A 16,463-nucleotide genomic window follows, 5' to 3' on the forward strand; every position below is an offset into this window, starting at 1 on the left:
CATGCTAAAATCTAGATTTCAAAACTGAGATCACTTTAAATAACAAGGCACTTTGCAGATTTTATTCTATTTATATTTTTAAAAGTTGTTTTCTAAATAATCTCAAGCTCACTATGATCACAACAAACCGTTACAAAAAGAGCTACAAAATAGAGTTATGCGTACATTATCAAAACGATATTCATTAAGCCTGACCGCCAGCTTAGTTTTTACATTTCTGTATCCACACGCCTATGCTGCGGAACAGATTCCAGCCAACCAAGAAGTTAAAACACTTGATACCATTGTTGTCACAGGTACACGTTCGCTAAAACGTTCTAAAACAGATTCCTTACAACCGATTGATGTGATTAGTGCAGCGGAATTGACAGAACGTACAGGTTCAAGTGAGTTAGGTACGGCGCTGGCTAAAATTATCCCCTCGATTAACTTTCCTCGTCCAACCGTTGTCGATGGAACAGAACTCGTTCGCCCAGTGCAACTAAAAGGGCTTTCTCCTGATCAAGTTTTGGTCTTAGTGAATGGCAAACGTCGCCATACTGGGGCATTTATTAACCTTGGGGGTACCATTGGACGTGGTTCAGCACCGACCGATTTAAATGCCATTCCGATTTCTGCCATCAGCCGTATTGAAGTACTTAGAGAAGGTGCATCTGCTCGCTATGGTTCAGATGCAATTGCTGGTGTCGTCAACATTATCTTAAAGTCTGATCCTAAAACAGGTGATGCAGGTATTCGCTACGATATTTATGACAAAGGTGATGGTGAACAAAAACAATCCTATGTCTCGGGCGGTACTCAACTGGGCAATTATGGTTATGCCATTTTTTCCGGTGAATGGCAGGACAATGAAGCAACCAATCGCGCAGGTTTAGACCTTCGTGATCCAAACGCTACTACATACGGACAAAGAACTTTTCGTTTTGGTGATCCAAAATCTGATGAGGTAAAAGCTTCTGTTAATGCTGGTTTTGATCTCAGTGATACTGTTGAATTATATGGCTTTTCAACCTATAGCCATCGTAATGCAGAAACTGCTGGATTCTATCGTTTGAGTAATGCCTCGAACAATGTGCCTGCATTATTTCCAAATGGTTATTTACCGCTGATTCGCGGTCAATTAGATGACTTTAGTGCCGTTGCAGGCTTACGTGGGGAAGTCGCAGATTGGCGCTATGATGTTTCAGCCAATTATGGCTTAAACCAATATGATGTAAATACAAAAACCATCAATGTCGATCTATACAAAGATACAGGTTCAACACCAAATTCATTCCATAATGGACAGTTAAAGAATACTCAAGCTGTTTATAATATTGATCTGTCAAAAGAATTTGAGATCTCTGCTTTTACAAGTCCATTAAATGTGGCGTTTGGTGCTCAATATTTGGTGGTGTTTCAAAAAGTATGCTGACATTAAATGAAGCCATTATTGATGTAAAAAAAGGTTAAGTCGAAAGCTTTAAAATGGTTTTCAATCTTTTTTGAAAAATTACAACTCCTTCTAAAACCGCGCCTAATTCGATGCCTTATTTTGCAATTATTACCTTCAATACCTACAGTAAAAAATTTACCAATACTTTGCTTGCAGTTTTTAAAAGCAGTTATGAAACTGTCCCAATGATCACTTGCAATTCGGGTGTAGTGAATACCTAATTGTTTAAGCTTTGTCTTCAATCGTTGAACTGTAGCTAAGTCTCTTTTACCCCAAACATAAGCAACAATCTCACCTGTTTCTCGATGGTAGGCGTAAATAAGCCATTGTTTATTATTTTTATTTCCCACAAAAGTCCAAAACTCATCAACTTCAAGAGACTCATAATGACTTTGTTTAGGCTGAATTTGGTAGGTCGATTCGGTTAAAGTACGTAAAACTTTACCGATACTGATTCGCTCAACTTCAGCGATATCTCGTATACCACTACCTCTGACCATCAACTGTAATATTTTTCGAGTAATGCCTGAATTACATCCTAGATAGCTCAGAGCATGGTCACCAATAAACTGACGTTTACAGTCTTTGCACTGATAGTTTTGTTTCCCATCTACTTTGATGCCATTTTTCTTTATACTGTCACTGAGGCAGGTTGGACATTTGATTTCTAGAGTTATTCGCATTTCTCTATTTTATCAAAATTCAACCTGCTTTGTTTCAGCATACTTTTTGAAACACCACCCAATATTTAAATCAACAATATCAAATTAAAGCAGGCAATCCGGCCTCTTATTATAAAAGTGGTTCTTCAGGTTTATCAGGCTTTCGCCAAGCAGATGCTGGGAAATGGACACGTGACAGTTATGCAGGATATCTCGATTTAGAAACAGATATTACCCAAAAACTTTCAGCATCTACAGCCTATCGTTATGAGAAATATGATGACTTCGGGGATACAAATAATGCATCTCTTTCATTACGTTATAAGCTTTTACCTCAGGTTGCGGTACGTGGCTCAGTTTCTACAGGCTTTCGAGCACCGAGTCTGGCACAACAATATTTCACCCAAACTTCTTCGCAATTGGTCAATGGACAGTTTGTTGAGGCTGGAACATTTCCAAGTTCTTCACAAGTTGCACAATTGCTCGGCGCAGAAGACTTAAAAGCTGAAAAATCAAAGAACTATAGCCTTGGCTTGGTATTTACCCCGACTAAAAACCTATATGTGACTTTGGATGCCTACCAAATTGATATTGATGACCGCATTAGCTTATCTTCAAATATCAATGCCAGCAGCCCCGCTGTTCGCGCTTATTTGGTATCTAAAGGGATTACCGATACCAATTTCAGCACGGTTCGTTTCTTTAATAATGCCAGTAATACCCGCACTCGTGGTGTAGATTTAGTTGCCAATTACCAATGGCAAAACCTGCCTTATGGCGAGTTAACTACATCTTTGGCTTATAATTTTAATCGCAATAAAGTCACCGATGTCGATAAAAACCCTGAGATTTTAAATGCCTTGGGTGTCAACCTCACCCGTTTAGATCGTCGTGAACAATATGGTCTATTGGCAGGAAGCACGCCTGAACATAAGTTCAGTTTAGCCAATGATTATAAAATTGGAAATTTTGGTATCAATACCAATATCACACGTTATGGAAGCTTCGAAACTTACAGTAACTCAGGTGCTGCCAGTGATCAGAAATTTTCTGCAAAATGGCTGTTGGATTTAGCACTGACATACCAATTAAACAATTGGAAATTTACTGTTGGGGGAGACAACATTACCAATGTTTATCCTGATAAAGATGTTTATGACATCAACAAACCTACTGGCGGAAGTTTGCAATACAGCCAGTTCTCACCGTTTGGCTTTAATGGTGCGTTCTATTACGGCAAAATTAATTATAAGTGGTAGAGGTTAAAGTTAACCAAGGGCTTCAAACCGAGTTGAATGACTCGGTTTTTTTATGTGTATCGTTATTGGGTATATCCTCAACCTGTTTAGAAACACATAGACTAGAATATAATTTTTCTTCATTCATAATTTTAATTAAATCAATTTGCGTAGACGCTACCTAACTTTTCAGAGATGAACAGAGACGAGTGACAAAATCTCCTGTTGGATGAGCGAGTATCGGTAAGCTTGGATTGCTGATGAACTTTTTTTAAGAAACTTATATACTCAAAACAAACGATATTCAGATTTAATCCAACATGATAAAAACAATTTATGCTGTCATTTTATTCTTGATCATTTTAAATCCTGCACAGGCGGAAGAGTTAAGCTGTCAGCAAGATTATCCTAAAATTATTGCGCCTGACTTAGATCAATTAGGACAAGATTTAAAGAAAAATGATTATTCATTTATGCAACAAAAAACCCATCCATCTCTGATCAATTATGTTGGTGGTGCAGAAGCTTATCAGCAGTTGCTTCAATACGCTCAAAATCTGCTTGCCAAATCACAGGTAGAAATTGTCAATGTACAATCAAAGCCACCACTTTATAGCTATATCGTAGATCATGAAGAAATTTGCTTTGTACCCAAAACCATCACCATGAAAGTTGCGGGTCAAATTCAAGCAGCATCGCCCTCATTTATGGTCGCCATTCGTTCACTACAATCACATCAATGGACCTATCTGGACGGTGCAGGACTAAAGAATAATCCTCAGATGCTGTTTACACTTTTTCCAAATTTCCCCAAAGATGTAAAACTCCCATTTCAAACAGATGCCATAAAATAAGCTATTGGATGATGACCTTTATAGGGGCTGAAAAGATTTGATAGTAGTTTTGTGCATCGATCTGATATTTATAACCAGCCAAAACATATGCAGTACCCTTTTCAGAGAAACTCAACTGACCATTTTTAATCTCATGTTTTGCAGAACCTGATAAAACCACAAAATTACTGAGTTGTTGATTGAGTTTCACACCATCTTGCTGAACCAATTGCGCATTGAGTAATACTGGCTGTTCAACTTTTACTTTGACATTTTTTGGTGCTTGAATATCAACGATGTATTTTGCATAAAGTTGCGCAGAATTGGTGGTTATCCCGTAGGTCCCTGCAATATATAATTTTTTAAATGTTTCATCATTCAATGCCCAAGGCCAAAAACTGATTCCACGGTGCTTGGTCGTTTCTAAAAGATTGATCAAATCAGCACGATAAGCAGGGTTATACGTTGAATTATATTTCTGAACATCGGCATTGATTTGTTTGGCGGCAATTAAAGTATTGCGGCTATTGGGCATACTTCCAACCAATAACCCTCGTGGTATCTCAGACAATTGTGACTGTGCACGCGCAACTTGATCTGCATTAAATGAGGTCGTGACGACTTGATTTTCAACTTGGTACTTTTTAATTTCATCCTGCATTTTTGCAACCAATGCTGGATTGGCACTTTTCATTTCGATCATTAGTACAAAGTTTGGATTGTGCTTAAATGTAGTGAAATATTCTGCAAGGGTCGGTATTGGATAAGCTTTGTTTTTAGATTTTAATTGCTGAACCTGCGCAAGGCTCATTTCTTCAATTTTACCTGTTGAACGCGTAGTACGATCCACTGTTGCATCATGCATCACCACAAGATGCTGGTCTTTGGTTAAATAAATATCGTTTTCAACAATATCTGCTCCCAAAGCAACTGCATGTTTTGCACTTTCTAAAGTATTTTCATCTTCTAAACTGGGTACACCACGATGCCCAATAATAAAGGGTTTACGCAATAAAGTATTTTTTGGAAATTGTTTTAAGACACTGGCAAATAGCGTACTTTGCGTTGTAATAATCCCATTCACACCTGAAGTCAAAATACTGGCGACATCCTGTGGATCATGTGCTGGTGTATCAACCCACACTGTCATTAAATGACGTTGAATAAAGCTGACACTCGATTTGTTGGCAAGGCGATGCGGAAGAACCACGATGCGTGCATAAGCCTGATTAGTACGACGCATAATTTCAGAAAGACCGACATGACTCTCCTTTAAATTTTCGCGACTTAAATCTAATGCTGTTCGAAGCGTAGGTACAATTTGATGCGCAGACTTGAGTAAATCATCACTTTTGGACAATACAGTAATATCGCTCATATCGTGAGATTTAGAGAGTAATTTTAAGGCTTCAATGCTTTTGGGATCTTTGATTTCTAAAACAGGAATGGTATTGCGCTGCGGATTCACCAAATATTGTTGTAATGTTTCAACCACCTGCCCTGTCTGATCAAGCAAGTTTAAATTGGCATCTAATTGATAATATAACTGATTGGTTGAATTTAATGGACTGCTGGTAGTTTTAACTTTTTGAATCAGCGTCGGTGCCAAAGCAACATTAGTTTGAATTTCTTGCACTTGGGTGACTTTATTGGCTAAGTCTGGCAACGCACTGGTTTGTTCAGAGACTTGAATATTTTTAACTTTTAAGACTAGGCCTGTTGCTGAAAGCCCGATGCCGCCTTTGGCAGATCCTTGGTCAAGTTCTACATCTTGCATTAACTGGTGGTTTAAATAGTGTTGTACCCGTTGCCCAGACACCACAATGCTGGCTTTATACCATTGATTTGCTTTGATGTTCTCCGAAAACGCTTTCGTTTCAGAGACCTCCCACTGCCCGTTACTTTTATGCCGACCAAACTCCGTACCATTTTTTGCAGTGGTGTCTGTTCTGAGGGTAAATTGATAATAACTGCTTGGAATCACCCCCTGAGTTTCTGTGACATCATAAATCACACTGCCCCAACGCGAGTTATTGACAGCTTGGTCTAAAGTAAATTCGAGATCAATGCGATAATTTTGCTGTTTTTCAAGATTTTGCGGTAATAAAATTGAGGTCGGACTGACTGAATTTGCTCGACCATCAATATGAAGTATCCCATTTTCAACATAGACGTTGCCGGCATTGTTGCCAGGAATACGCCAGCCTTGAGGGATTGTTTTTTGCTGAACAAAACTTTGTTGATAAAGTGTTTTAAGCTGCTGCGAAGCAAGTTTAGGCTGATTTTGGGTCGAAATTTTACTTGCAAGTTCAGCATGGCTCAACATCGGTAAAGAAATTAAAACAGCAAAAGATAAAACGGATAATTTCATAAAATTTCTAAACCATTTAGAAGCACTTTGATTAAGCGTATTTCTAAAATGGTGTCAGCCTAATTTAAATTTTGCCGATATTTTAAACCTTTATATAAAATAGAACATCTATTTAAAAGATGCCTAAGCAAATAAACGTCACAACTACTGTTGCTGCTGTTCTTGTTGCCAACGACGTTGCTGTAAACGCTCACCTTCAACTTCACGCTTATTACGAGCAGACTCATATAATTTTGTGCCTTTCAATTCAGGTGGTAAATATTCCTGTAGCACAAAATTTTCAGGGTAGTTATGAGGATAAAGATAATCCACACCATAGCCTTGTTGTTTCATAAGCTTGGTCGGTGCATTACGTAAATGGAGTGGCACAGGTAGGTTGGACGTTTTTTCTGCAAGTTCTAAGGCTTTATTGATCGCCAAATAAGTGCTGTTACTCTTTGCACTGGTTGCCAGATAAACTGCGCATTGGCCTAAAATAATTCGACACTCAGGCATGCCTATCGCTTGAACCGAGCGGAAACATTCGCCCGCTAAAAGCAAGGCATTTGGATTTGAGTTTCCAATATCTTCTGAAGCAGCGATCAACATACGACGAGCGATAAAAACCGGATCTTCACCGCCTTTAAGCATACGTGCCATCCAATACAACGTTGCATCAGGATCACTACCTCGAATAGATTTAATAAATGCAGACACAAGATCATAATGCTGCTCACCTGATTTGTCATAGCGTGCAATGTTCTGTTGCGCAACTTTGACCACGATCGCATTGGTCACAATATTTTCAATATCGGACTCAAAGGTACTGGCAATTAAATCGATTAAATTAAGTGCCTTACGTGCATCACCCGCAGCAAACTGAACCAAGGCATCAAATTCTTCAATCTGGATATGGCGGTCTTTTAAAAATTTATCTTGTTGAATCGCGCGTAAAATGAGTTCTTGAATCGCCTCATTACTTAATCCATTTAAGGTATACACCTGACAACGAGACAGCAAAGCACTGTTGACTTCAAATGAAGGGTTTTCAGTGGTCGCACCGATCAGGGTAATTTTGCCTTTTTCAACCGCATTCAATAAGGCATCTTGTTGCGACTTATTAAAACGATGAATTTCATCAATAAACACCACCGGTGTTAATAAGTCACCACTGTCAGCAATCACCTCACGGAGCTCTTTTACCCCTGTATTTAAGGCAGATAAGCTAATAAATGTACGATCGACTGCTTGAGCCAATAACAATGCGATGGTGGTTTTTCCAACACCAGGCGGCCCCCAAAAAATAATCGAGGGTAAATGCCCTTGATCAATCATTTGACGGAGTGGTGCTGCAACACCGAGTAAATGATCTTGCCCAATAATTTCAGACAAATCACGTGGACGTAAACGTTCTGGAAGCGGAATTTGAGTGTCTGACATACTGCTTTTTTAATTGATGAATGCTGTCCTTAGTCTACTATGGAAAATCATCAATATTGCACTTTCAGCTTTAAAATAATCGATTCTGCAAAACATCCATTAATGATGCCTGAAATACTTGACCATGACTAAGATGTGGATAAAGCATTAATTTGCCATCTACGCCTTTACTGGCCAAATCTAAAACCAATTGACGGTTATTTTGAATCATATCCCGATCTGCATTTGGGCTGATTGGTCTCGTTGTAGACTGAATGATGTCACCCTCCATCACCCATAATTTTTTGTGTTTTAGTTGCTCAGGCGGGGCTTTTTCAACGGCTTTGAGTAATCGAGAATCTGCCCATGTGAGAGATGGACTGGCTGAAAAATAGTGTGAAAACTTATTATCTGTACTTTGACTATTTAAAAGGGTATCTAAAACAAATAAACCACCATAAGAATGTCCCCACAATGCGGTACGTTGCTTATCCAGTTTTACTTGCGTATTGACCCACGGCATAATTTTTTCAAACAGCACCCGTCTAAATTGTGCACTTCCGCCTGCCATACGTTCAGGATTACGTGGGTCAGCCGCCACTTTTCCAGATTCATCAGCAGGTGTGTAGTCTACAGACCGTGAAGCGGACTCAAACGGTAACTGGGTTTGATAGCCTATAGCCACCAACACGGGGCTGTCTTGTTCGGATAGTTTTTTTAACAGTGACTCATCTAAACGCGCCATAGCAGAGTTGCCATCTAACATATAAACAGCGGGTAAGATCTTATTTTTATTGATGTGTTTAGGGATACCGACCCAAACTTTATAATGCCGTTGTTGATCTGCGGATTGAAAATTTTTTACTTGAAATTGATAATAACTGGAGCCTTGTTCCGCAATATTTGGCCCTAAAGCTTGCAAATCTGGTTTTGCATAAACATTAGAGTGAATACCGAAACTCAGGCTGATTGCACATAAACAGAATGTACTTTTTTTGAATAACCAAGATAAAGCAAACATTTTAAAAACACATCAAACTGGAAGGCTTGGTTATCATATTACTATTTGATAATGATTATCAATTCATAATTGATTCAAATGATTTACCGCACCCATCTTACAATGTATTCATCAATTTCTTCTTCATTGACTTCTGTTTCGGAGATACAACGCCCAGCAGCAGATTTTCTGGCTTTAATCACATTGCTTCTTGAGCCTGTGATCAGATAGTGCCATGCCGGTAAATTTTTACCTTCATTCACCCGACGATATGCACAACTTGAAGGTAACCAATGAATATTGGCTAATTTTTCAGGGCTTAATTGAATACAGTCGGGTACATAATCTAAACGATTAGGATAGTCAGAACATTGTGCTGTTTCACAATCGAGGAGTTTACAAGACACTTTGGTATAGGCTATTTCATGTGTGTCATCATCTTCTAATTTCACCAAACAGCACAACCCACAACCATCGCACAACGCTTCCCACTCGGTCGGATTTAACTCAGACAGTGTATAATTCTTCCAAAACTGGGGGCGGATCTCAAAGGTCATGGCATAACATTAAAGTCATTTAAGGCGAAATAATTATATCAGTATATAAGCAGAAATTAGAAAATTTAAAACAGAACAAACCTTTACATATTGCTTTATTAATCACACTTTTTAAACACAACTTCACAAGTCCCTCAGATTTTTCTGCCTATACTGAAAATACATAACAAAAATATGGAGATGAATCTTATGTTTCGTTGGGCAATTATTTTCGCTGTGATCGCCTTAATCGCAAGTTTATTTGGTTTTGGTGGTGTTGCGGGAATGTCTAAAGACTTCGCAGTCATTCTTCTCGTTGTCGCGGTAATCCTCGCGATTGTTGGTTTTATTTCGAGAGGAAAAGTTTAGCTTTTCCTGATCAATTTTCATGAAAGAGAAGAACCTGGGTTCTTCTCTTTTTCATTTGAAAACGACCTTTTTCATTCATAAATTTTCACATTTCTATTGTAAATATTCGAAATTTAGTCATTTGAATCTTATATATTTATGCTTTAATCAATCTCATTCTCGCCGATACACAAGGATTAACAGATGGCTCTTGCAATCAAAACTCGTGAAATTCAATACCAAGCAAAAGATGGAACAACTTTAATCGGTTATTTTGCTGCGCCTGAATCCGCACAACCAGTTGCAGGTGTGATTGTTGGTCCAGAATGGTGGGGCCGAAATGAGTATTCTGAACAACGTGCTCGAGAGTTGGCACAACATGGTTTTGCTGCGCTGGCAATTGATATGTATGGCGATAAAAAAACCACGGCTGTTGCGACTCAAGCCCATGAGTGGATGATGCAAACCTTCCAACATGAGCAAACCATTGTTGAGCGTTCAGCCGCGGCTTTGGCTGCTTTAGCAGCACAACCAGAAGTCGATGCAACGCGTTTGGCTGCGATTGGATTCTGTTATGGTGGTAAAGTAATATTAGATTTGGCACGCTCAGGTGCTGACTTAAAAGCTGCGATTACTTTCCATGCAAATTTATCTGCGCAAAAAGCAGCGGAAGCAGAAAAATTTAAAGCGCAAGTGTTAGTGCTACATGGTGAAAAAGACAGCATGGTGTCTTTGGCAGATGTCGAATCGTTTAAACAAGAAATGCAGCATGCTCAGGTAAAATATGAAGTGATCATCCTGAAAGATGCTAAACATGGCTTTAGTAACCCACAAGCAGATGAAAAAGCAAAAGCCAATGGCGTAGATCTAGGTTATAACGCCGAAGCAGAAAAAGCAGGATTAGCAGCAATGTATGATTTATTAGATCGCACCTTGGCTTAACCTACTCTGGCTTAATTAAAATATGTTCTACGTTGATTAAGACAACAAAACGAGGGATTAGAAATGACTGAAAAAGTATGTCCTTATTGTGACTTTGAAGAATTTGATATCATTGATAAAAATGAATTTGGTGCAATTTTGCCTGAACATAACCCTTTGTCTAAAGGTCATTCAGTGATTATTCCTTTGCGCCATATTGCTTCTTTTTTTGAGGTTTCAGAGAAAGAACGTAAAAGCCTTTCCTCTTTATTGGAACTGGCACGTAACGAGCTTAAGATTCGCCATCAACCTGAAGGTTTCCATATCGCCTTTAATGATGGTCATGTGTTTGGTGAAGATCAAAGTGAACATTTCCATATTCACATTATCCCACGTTATAAAAACGAACCGCTTAAACTGGATAAGCGTTGGGGTATCGTCAACGAAAACTAAGTTGTGGCTATAAACGCTTTTGAAAAGACGCTTTGGCGTCTTTTTTTATGCAGATTGCTGCTCAAGTTTAAGATAATTTTCCGCAATAAATTTATCTTGGTTATACTGAGCATCCAATTTTTACGCTAGATTGTTATGTCGCAATTTTCATTTTCAGATGTGCTATTGACTTGGTTTGATCAACACGGGCGCCATGATTTACCGTGGCAAGTGGCTGATGATCCATACAAAGTTTGGGTGTCTGAGATTATGTTGCAACAAACACAAGTCAAAACTGTACTGCAATATTTTGATAAATTTATCCAACGCTTTCCAACTGTCGATGATTTGGGTAAAGCCTCATGGGATGATGTTGCCCCGTATTGGGCAGGATTAGGCTACTACGCCCGTGCACGCAATTTGCATAAAGCAGCAGGCGTGGTCAGCCAGCAAGGGCATTTTCCACAAAGCTTAGAACAATGGGTGGAACTTTCAGGTATTGGTCGCTCTACTGGTGGCGCACTGATGTCGCTTGGCTTACGCCAATATGGCGTCATTATGGATGGCAATGTAAAACGTGTTTTGGCCCGTTTCTTTGCCATTGAAGATGACCTGAGTAAACCCATCCATGAACGAGCCATGTGGCAACTGGCAGAAAGCTTATGCCCAATTGAACGCAACCACGACTATACCCAAGCAATTATGGATTTGGGCGCAACCATTTGTACGCCAAAAAAGCCACTCTGCTTATACTGCCCTATGCAACAACATTGCCAAGCCCATCAACAAGGGCTAGAAACTGAACTGCCTTATAAGAAAGCTAAAAAGCCTGTTCCCGTTAGAACAGCCACAGTGTTATTAATTGAGTCAGATCAACAATGGTTATGGGAACAGCGTCCCAACAGTGGCTTATGGGGAGGCTTATGGAGTTTACCGATTTTTGAAAATGAGCTCGCGTTTCAACAGCTTTGTCAAAGTCTAAAACTTATTTCAACTGTTGAACCTGTCCAAATCTCGCATAGCTTTACCCATTTCACATGGATTTTAAATGCGCATATTGTTCGAGTTGAATCAGACCAAAAAGAATACCTCCAGGCTGAACTTGGGGGCGAATGGTTAACACCACAAAAAGCTACACAAATGGGCATCCCTACAGCCATGAAAAAATTGATCTCAGCAGTAAAAATATGACATAGTCAGACACGGGTATTCGAAGCATATTTCAATTTTAATTTGCCCTTTTGAAACTTGAAAAAAAGGATTTCTCGTGTCACGTAGCATCCAATATTACTTGATGGCCTTGCTTGCCATTATTTTAACTGCATGTACTACTGCACCTAAAAAGCCAAGCTCATCTAAGCCTCAGCTTCCACAAGCTCAAATTAACCGCCTAAAAGCAATGTCAATGCCAACCCGATTGGCAATTCCTGTAGATGGAGTAAAACCACAAAACCTCACAGATACTTGGGGTGCATCTCGCAGTGCTGGGCGAGCACATGAAGGAATTGACATCATGGCTTCACGTGGAACCAAAGTTTATAGTAGTACTGAAGGTGTGATTGCCAGCTTAAAGAGCAATAATCTGGGGGGTAAAGTGATTTGGCTCATCGGACCAGGTGGGGTTTATCACTATTATGCTCATCTAAACGATCACAAACGTGGTCTACAAGAAGGCGATTACGTTAAAAAAGGTCAGTTAATCGGCTATGTGGGCAATACGGGAAATGCACGACATACTGCACCGCATTTGCACTATGGACTATACTTAAGGGGTAAAGGCCAAGGTGCAGTCAACCCCTACCCTTATTTACGTTAATTTTAGATTGAATCAATTTAGGAATATTCCATGTCAGAAGCATTGCTTGAGCGTTTAGTTGAATTTGCAGAATCAGGCAATCAACAAAAAATTGCCCTCAATGGACAAAATCATCAAGGCTGGATTATGGAAATCACCGATGAAGCATTAATGATCAGTACTGGCTTTGCAGACAAAGCGGGTAAAGATATTTGGGTAAGTTTTAAAGATTTACAACATGCGCAACTTTCCTATTGGGACAACAAACAAGATCAATGGGTCGAATTTAAACTTTAGACAATTAAAACTTAAATCAATCAGAACAATGGTAGATCTTTTATGACAAATAAACGCTGTGGTTGGTGTTCAGATGATCCTCTTTATATTGAATATCATGATCAAGAGTGGGGTAAGTCCAATCGAGATGAACAGCATTTATTTGAAATGCTTTGCCTAGAGGGGCAACAAGCGGGTTTATCTTGGATTACTGTTTTAAAAAAACGTGAAAGCTATCGCGCCCAATTTTTTAACCACCCGATTCAAACCATCGCCAATTTTACTGAACAAGAGCTTGCGCTAAAATGTCAGGATGCTGGGCTGATTCGCCATATTGGGAAATTAACGGCAATTCGTGACAATGCTATTGCATGGCAAAACATGAAAGCTCAAGAGATTGATATGGTGAACTGGTTATGGGATTTCGTCGACCAGCAAGTACAACTCAATGATGTCCCTGATTATAAATTAGCGCCTGCACAAACCGAAACCAGTCAAAAGCTTTCCAAAGCGTTAAAAAAGAATGGTTTTAAATTTGTTGGTCCAACCACTTGCTATGCCTTTATGCAAGCAGTGGGTATGGTCAATGACCATGAAAATGATTGTATATCCCGCTAAAAGTTTAACTGAGCAAACAGGAAGGATTCACATGTCAAATAATACGTTTCATGCTTATGCTGCCTTAGAGGCAGGTGCAGCACTTGTGCCCTATCAATTTGATGCAGGTGAATTACAGCCTCATCAAGTCGAAGTCAAAGTTGAATATTGCGGTTTATGCCATTCCGATGTTTCAGTGATTAACAATGAATGGGGAAATTCAGTTTTTCCAGTGGTTGGCGGTCATGAAATTATCGGTACCATCACTCAACTGGGTTCAGAGGCGAAAGGATTAAAAGTCGGTCAACGTGTTGGTATCGGCTGGACTGCGGAAAGTTGTCAGCACTGTGATCCATGTGTTAGTGGTCAACAAGTGCTTTGCTCAGGGGGTTCAGTTGCAACTATCGTTGGTCATGCAGGCGGGTTTGCAGATAAGGTTCGTGCAGGTTGGCAGTGGATTATTCCTTTTCCTGAAGATTTAAATCCTGAAAGTGCTGGCCCTTTATTGTGTGGTGGTATCACTGTTTTTGACCCAATCTTAAAACATCAAATTCAAGCAGTTCACCATGTTGGTGTCATTGGGATTGGTGGCTTAGGTCATATGGCCATTAAAATACTCAAAGCGTGGGGTTGTGAGATCACTGCCTTTACATCAAGTTTGGACAAAACAGATGAACTTAAAGCGATGGGTGCAGACCATGTGGTCAATAGTCGCGATGTCAATGCTTTAAAAGCGCAACTTGGCAAATTTGATTTATTGCTGTGTACGGTAAATGTGAGTTTGGACTGGAAAGCATATCTCAATACACTGGCACCAAATGGCACAATTCATATGCTAGGTTTAGTCCTCGAACCGATGCCGATTCCTGCGGGCGCACTGATTGGCGGTGCAAAATCAGTGACTGGTTCACCAACAGGCTCCCCTTTTGCATTGCGCCAATTATTACAATTTGCAGCACGCAAAAATATTGCACCACAAATTGAAGTTTATCCAATGTCAAAAATTAATGAGGCTTTGGAGCGACTTCATTCTGGAAAAGCCCGTTATCGTATCGTATTAAAAGCGGATTTCTAATTTAAGTCTGACCATCCATCACGGTTTATCAAGAACCGTGAATGGAATAAGCCTGTCGTGGTATGCGTTTGCTCACAAATCAGTTTAAGCCACACTCTTGGCTAACAATTCACCCCTGACCCAATCTGCCAATAACATAATTGCATCCTGAATTTCCTGAGACAATTCATGGCCTGCATTTAAACGAATACAGTTGTTATAACGGTGATCCTCACCAAAAATAATCCCTGGTACAATATTGATACTGTATTGCTGTGCATAATAATACAACGCCAAGCTATCAATCTGCTCTGGGAACTGTAACCACAAGGCATAACTTCCTTGCGGTTGATTTAAACGGATCTCTACCCCATAAAAAGCATGTTGAATAAACTGTAAATATTGCGCAACTTGAGCCATCAACTTAGGGCGTAACTCACTCAAATGCTGACGATAGGCTCGGCTATAAATCAAATCAGCAAGCCCCAATTGCAATGGTGTATTGACCGAAACATTTTGTAAAATCAACTTGGCATGTAAGTGCTGTAAACGTTGTGGTAAACAGAACCAACCGACCCGATAAGAGGTCGACAACGACTTGGAAACCGATCCGCAATAAACCACATAGCCCTGTTGATCCCAATATTTAATCGGTAAAGGGCGTTTGGCATTAAAGCTACATTCAGCATAAATATCATCTTCAATCACGTAACACTGATACTTCGCTGCCAGCTGTGCGATTTTTTCTTTCTCGGCATTAGTCAAACAGAAGCCTAAAGGGTTTTGAAAATTGGCGGTTAATAAACAGACTTTTGCAGCTGAATTTTGCATCTCTTGTTCTAAACGATCCAGATCAAAACCTTCGGTATTGGCAGGGATTTCAATAATTTTTCGTTTGAGCAACGCCAACAATTGCAACTGACCATTATAGTTTGGTGTGGGCACAATCACACTGTCACCAATTTGGCTCAGGCTTTGAATCATCACAGACAATGCTGGCATACAACCATTGCTGATATAAATATCTTCTTTGGCAATATAAAAACCATCTTCAGCCCAATGTGCTGACAAAGCCTCTCTTAACTGAAGGTGCCCTTGGCGGTCATTATATAAAAAGTCTTCTGGTTTACTGTGCTTTAAAGCACGTTGTATTGAACGGCGTAAGGCCTCTACAGGAACTAGATTAGGCGATAACTGAATCGAACCTAAATGGATCAGCTTATTATTGATTGCTGCTTCATGAATTTGAATTTGTAAGTCTAGATTTGAAACCTCACGCGCTCTCGACTTAAAATCAGGATGGTCAGGTACAGCAATCTGCGGGGCTTTTTGCTGCGATTGAACAAAATAGCCAGACTTTTCTTTGACGTAAATCAAGCCTTGCGCTTCAAGCAATTCATAACAACTCTTTGCTGTATTAAGACTAATATTTTGCAATGCTGCAAATTTTCGCAAAGAACTGAGTCGTTGCCCAACGGCCAACTCACCACAATAAATTTTCTGTGCAATTTGTTGTGCTAATGTTTGATATTGAAACGCCATATCTGTACTCAAATTTTAATATTTG

The 16,463-nt window shown here is 39.5% G+C and carries 15 protein-coding genes and 2 pseudogenes; 11 read left to right on the forward strand and 6 right to left on the reverse strand.

What is annotated here, in order from left to right:
• Window positions 1–157 precede the first annotated feature (157 nt).
• A pseudogene (locus L3V46_RS21335) lies at window positions 158–1,390 on the forward strand (TonB-dependent receptor plug domain-containing protein); the annotation flags it as partial.
• Window positions 1,391–1,416: 26 nt separating this feature from the next.
• Here L3V46_RS21335 and L3V46_RS21340 read toward each other — a convergent pair.
• Window positions 1,417–2,118 (reverse strand): IS1-like element ISPa14 family transposase, encoded by a 702-nt coding sequence (locus L3V46_RS21340; protein WP_001223318.1) that lies wholly within the window; start codon window positions 2,116–2,118, stop codon window positions 1,417–1,419.
• 59 nt (window positions 2,119–2,177) lie between these two features.
• Between L3V46_RS21340 and L3V46_RS21345 the strand changes: the two are divergent.
• Both L3V46_RS21345 and L3V46_RS21350 read left to right on the forward strand, forming a co-directional pair.
• Window positions 2,178–3,356 (forward strand): annotated as a pseudogene (locus L3V46_RS21345) (TonB-dependent receptor); the annotation flags it as partial.
• A gap of 299 nt (window positions 3,357–3,655) precedes the next feature.
• Window positions 3,656–4,189 (forward strand): hypothetical protein, encoded by a 534-nt coding sequence (locus L3V46_RS21350; protein ID WP_239046693.1) that lies wholly within the window; start codon window positions 3,656–3,658, stop codon window positions 4,187–4,189.
• A gap of 1 nt (window position 4,190) precedes the next feature.
• On the opposite strand, the gene L3V46_RS21355 is transcribed toward L3V46_RS21350, so the two are convergent.
• The 4 genes from L3V46_RS21355 to L3V46_RS21370 all read right to left on the reverse strand — a co-directional run bounded on the left by L3V46_RS21355 (window position 4,191) and on the right by L3V46_RS21370 (window position 9,494).
• Window positions 4,191–6,539, reverse strand: a complete 2,349-nt coding sequence (locus L3V46_RS21355; RefSeq protein WP_239046694.1) for a glycerophosphodiester phosphodiesterase family protein — start codon at window positions 6,537–6,539, stop codon at window positions 4,191–4,193.
• Window positions 6,540–6,683: 144 nt separating this feature from the next.
• Window positions 6,684–7,958, reverse strand: coding sequence for a replication-associated recombination protein A (locus tag L3V46_RS21360; RefSeq protein ID WP_004718810.1), 1,275 nt, complete (start codon window positions 7,956–7,958; stop codon window positions 6,684–6,686).
• A gap of 70 nt (window positions 7,959–8,028) precedes the next feature.
• Window positions 8,029–8,958, reverse strand: a complete 930-nt coding sequence (locus L3V46_RS21365) for an alpha/beta hydrolase-fold protein (protein ID WP_239046695.1) — start codon at window positions 8,956–8,958, stop codon at window positions 8,029–8,031.
• An 83-nt stretch (window positions 8,959–9,041) separates the two neighbouring features.
• Complete coding sequence (locus L3V46_RS21370) at window positions 9,042–9,494, reverse strand: YcgN family cysteine cluster protein (protein ID WP_154130164.1); 453 nt, start codon at window positions 9,492–9,494, stop codon at window positions 9,042–9,044.
• 189 nt (window positions 9,495–9,683) lie between these two features.
• Here L3V46_RS21370 and L3V46_RS21375 point away from each other — a divergent pair, with 189 nt between their 5' ends.
• From L3V46_RS21375 to L3V46_RS21410, 8 genes are all read left to right on the forward strand, one after another.
• A complete protein-coding gene (locus L3V46_RS21375) occupies window positions 9,684–9,842 on the forward strand; it encodes a DUF1328 domain-containing protein (RefSeq protein ID WP_004718815.1) in 159 nt (52 codons plus the stop codon).
• A gap of 183 nt (window positions 9,843–10,025) precedes the next feature.
• Window positions 10,026–10,763 (forward strand): dienelactone hydrolase family protein, encoded by a 738-nt coding sequence (locus L3V46_RS21380; protein ID WP_239046696.1) that lies wholly within the window; start codon window positions 10,026–10,028, stop codon window positions 10,761–10,763.
• 63 nt (window positions 10,764–10,826) lie between these two features.
• Entirely contained in the window at window positions 10,827–11,195 is a 369-nt protein-coding gene (locus L3V46_RS21385) for an HIT family protein (protein ID WP_239046697.1), read from the forward strand.
• Window positions 11,196–11,330: 135 nt separating this feature from the next.
• Window positions 11,331–12,365: an A/G-specific adenine glycosylase gene (gene mutY, locus L3V46_RS21390; RefSeq protein ID WP_239046698.1), complete on the forward strand. Its 1,035-nt coding sequence runs from the start codon at window positions 11,331–11,333 to the stop codon at window positions 12,363–12,365.
• Between the two features lie 76 nt (window positions 12,366–12,441).
• Window positions 12,442–12,990, forward strand: a complete 549-nt coding sequence (locus L3V46_RS21395; protein WP_239046699.1) for a M23 family metallopeptidase — start codon at window positions 12,442–12,444, stop codon at window positions 12,988–12,990.
• A 30-nt stretch (window positions 12,991–13,020) separates the two neighbouring features.
• On the forward strand, window positions 13,021–13,266 hold the full coding sequence (locus tag L3V46_RS21400; protein ID WP_004818256.1) for a hypothetical protein: 246 nt from the start codon (window positions 13,021–13,023) through the stop codon (window positions 13,264–13,266).
• A gap of 42 nt (window positions 13,267–13,308) precedes the next feature.
• On the forward strand, window positions 13,309–13,863 hold the full coding sequence (locus L3V46_RS21405; RefSeq protein WP_004818255.1) for a DNA-3-methyladenine glycosylase I: 555 nt from the start codon (window positions 13,309–13,311) through the stop codon (window positions 13,861–13,863).
• Window positions 13,864–13,894: 31 nt separating this feature from the next.
• Entirely contained in the window at window positions 13,895–14,917 is a 1,023-nt protein-coding gene (locus tag L3V46_RS21410) for an NAD(P)-dependent alcohol dehydrogenase (protein WP_239046700.1), read from the forward strand.
• Between the two features lie 84 nt (window positions 14,918–15,001).
• Here the strand turns inward: L3V46_RS21410 and L3V46_RS21415 are convergent, their stop codons facing one another.
• Window positions 15,002–16,438 carry a PLP-dependent aminotransferase family protein gene (locus L3V46_RS21415; protein ID WP_239046701.1) on the reverse strand — a complete coding sequence of 479 codons (1,437 nt, stop codon included), beginning with the start codon at window positions 16,436–16,438 and terminating at the stop codon, window positions 15,002–15,004.
• Window positions 16,439–16,463 lie beyond the last annotated feature (25 nt).

It is taken from the genome of Acinetobacter sp. AG3 (genome assembly GCF_022343575.1).
Taxonomy (GTDB): Bacteria; Pseudomonadota; Gammaproteobacteria; order Pseudomonadales; family Moraxellaceae; genus Acinetobacter; species Acinetobacter guillouiae.

What these genes read in the sequence shown, in the direction of transcription:
- L3V46_RS21360 (WP_004718810.1), bottom strand. Translation starts at nt 7,958, where the DNA reads ATGTCAGACACTCAAATTCCGCTTCCAGAACGTTTACGTCCACGTGAT.
- L3V46_RS21340 (WP_001223318.1), bottom strand. Translation starts at nt 2,118, where the DNA reads ATGCGAATAACTCTAGAAATCAAATGTCCAACCTGCCTCAGTGACAGT.
- mutY (WP_239046698.1), top strand. Translation starts at nt 11,331, where the DNA reads ATGTCGCAATTTTCATTTTCAGATGTGCTATTGACTTGGTTTGATCAA.
- L3V46_RS21350 (WP_239046693.1), top strand. Translation starts at nt 3,656, where the DNA reads ATGATAAAAACAATTTATGCTGTCATTTTATTCTTGATCATTTTAAAT.
- L3V46_RS21370 (WP_154130164.1), bottom strand. Translation starts at nt 9,494, where the DNA reads ATGACCTTTGAGATCCGCCCCCAGTTTTGGAAGAATTATACACTGTCT.
- L3V46_RS21365 (WP_239046695.1), bottom strand. Translation starts at nt 8,958, where the DNA reads ATGTTTGCTTTATCTTGGTTATTCAAAAAAAGTACATTCTGTTTATGT.
- L3V46_RS21385 (WP_239046697.1), top strand. Translation starts at nt 10,827, where the DNA reads ATGACTGAAAAAGTATGTCCTTATTGTGACTTTGAAGAATTTGATATC.
- L3V46_RS21400 (WP_004818256.1), top strand. Translation starts at nt 13,021, where the DNA reads ATGTCAGAAGCATTGCTTGAGCGTTTAGTTGAATTTGCAGAATCAGGC.
- L3V46_RS21375 (WP_004718815.1), top strand. Translation starts at nt 9,684, where the DNA reads ATGTTTCGTTGGGCAATTATTTTCGCTGTGATCGCCTTAATCGCAAGT.
- L3V46_RS21405 (WP_004818255.1), top strand. Translation starts at nt 13,309, where the DNA reads ATGACAAATAAACGCTGTGGTTGGTGTTCAGATGATCCTCTTTATATT.
- L3V46_RS21415 (WP_239046701.1), bottom strand. Translation starts at nt 16,438, where the DNA reads ATGGCGTTTCAATATCAAACATTAGCACAACAAATTGCACAGAAAATT.
- L3V46_RS21380 (WP_239046696.1), top strand. Translation starts at nt 10,026, where the DNA reads ATGGCTCTTGCAATCAAAACTCGTGAAATTCAATACCAAGCAAAAGAT.
- L3V46_RS21410 (WP_239046700.1), top strand. Translation starts at nt 13,895, where the DNA reads ATGTCAAATAATACGTTTCATGCTTATGCTGCCTTAGAGGCAGGTGCA.
- L3V46_RS21355 (WP_239046694.1), bottom strand. Translation starts at nt 6,539, where the DNA reads ATGAAATTATCCGTTTTATCTTTTGCTGTTTTAATTTCTTTACCGATG.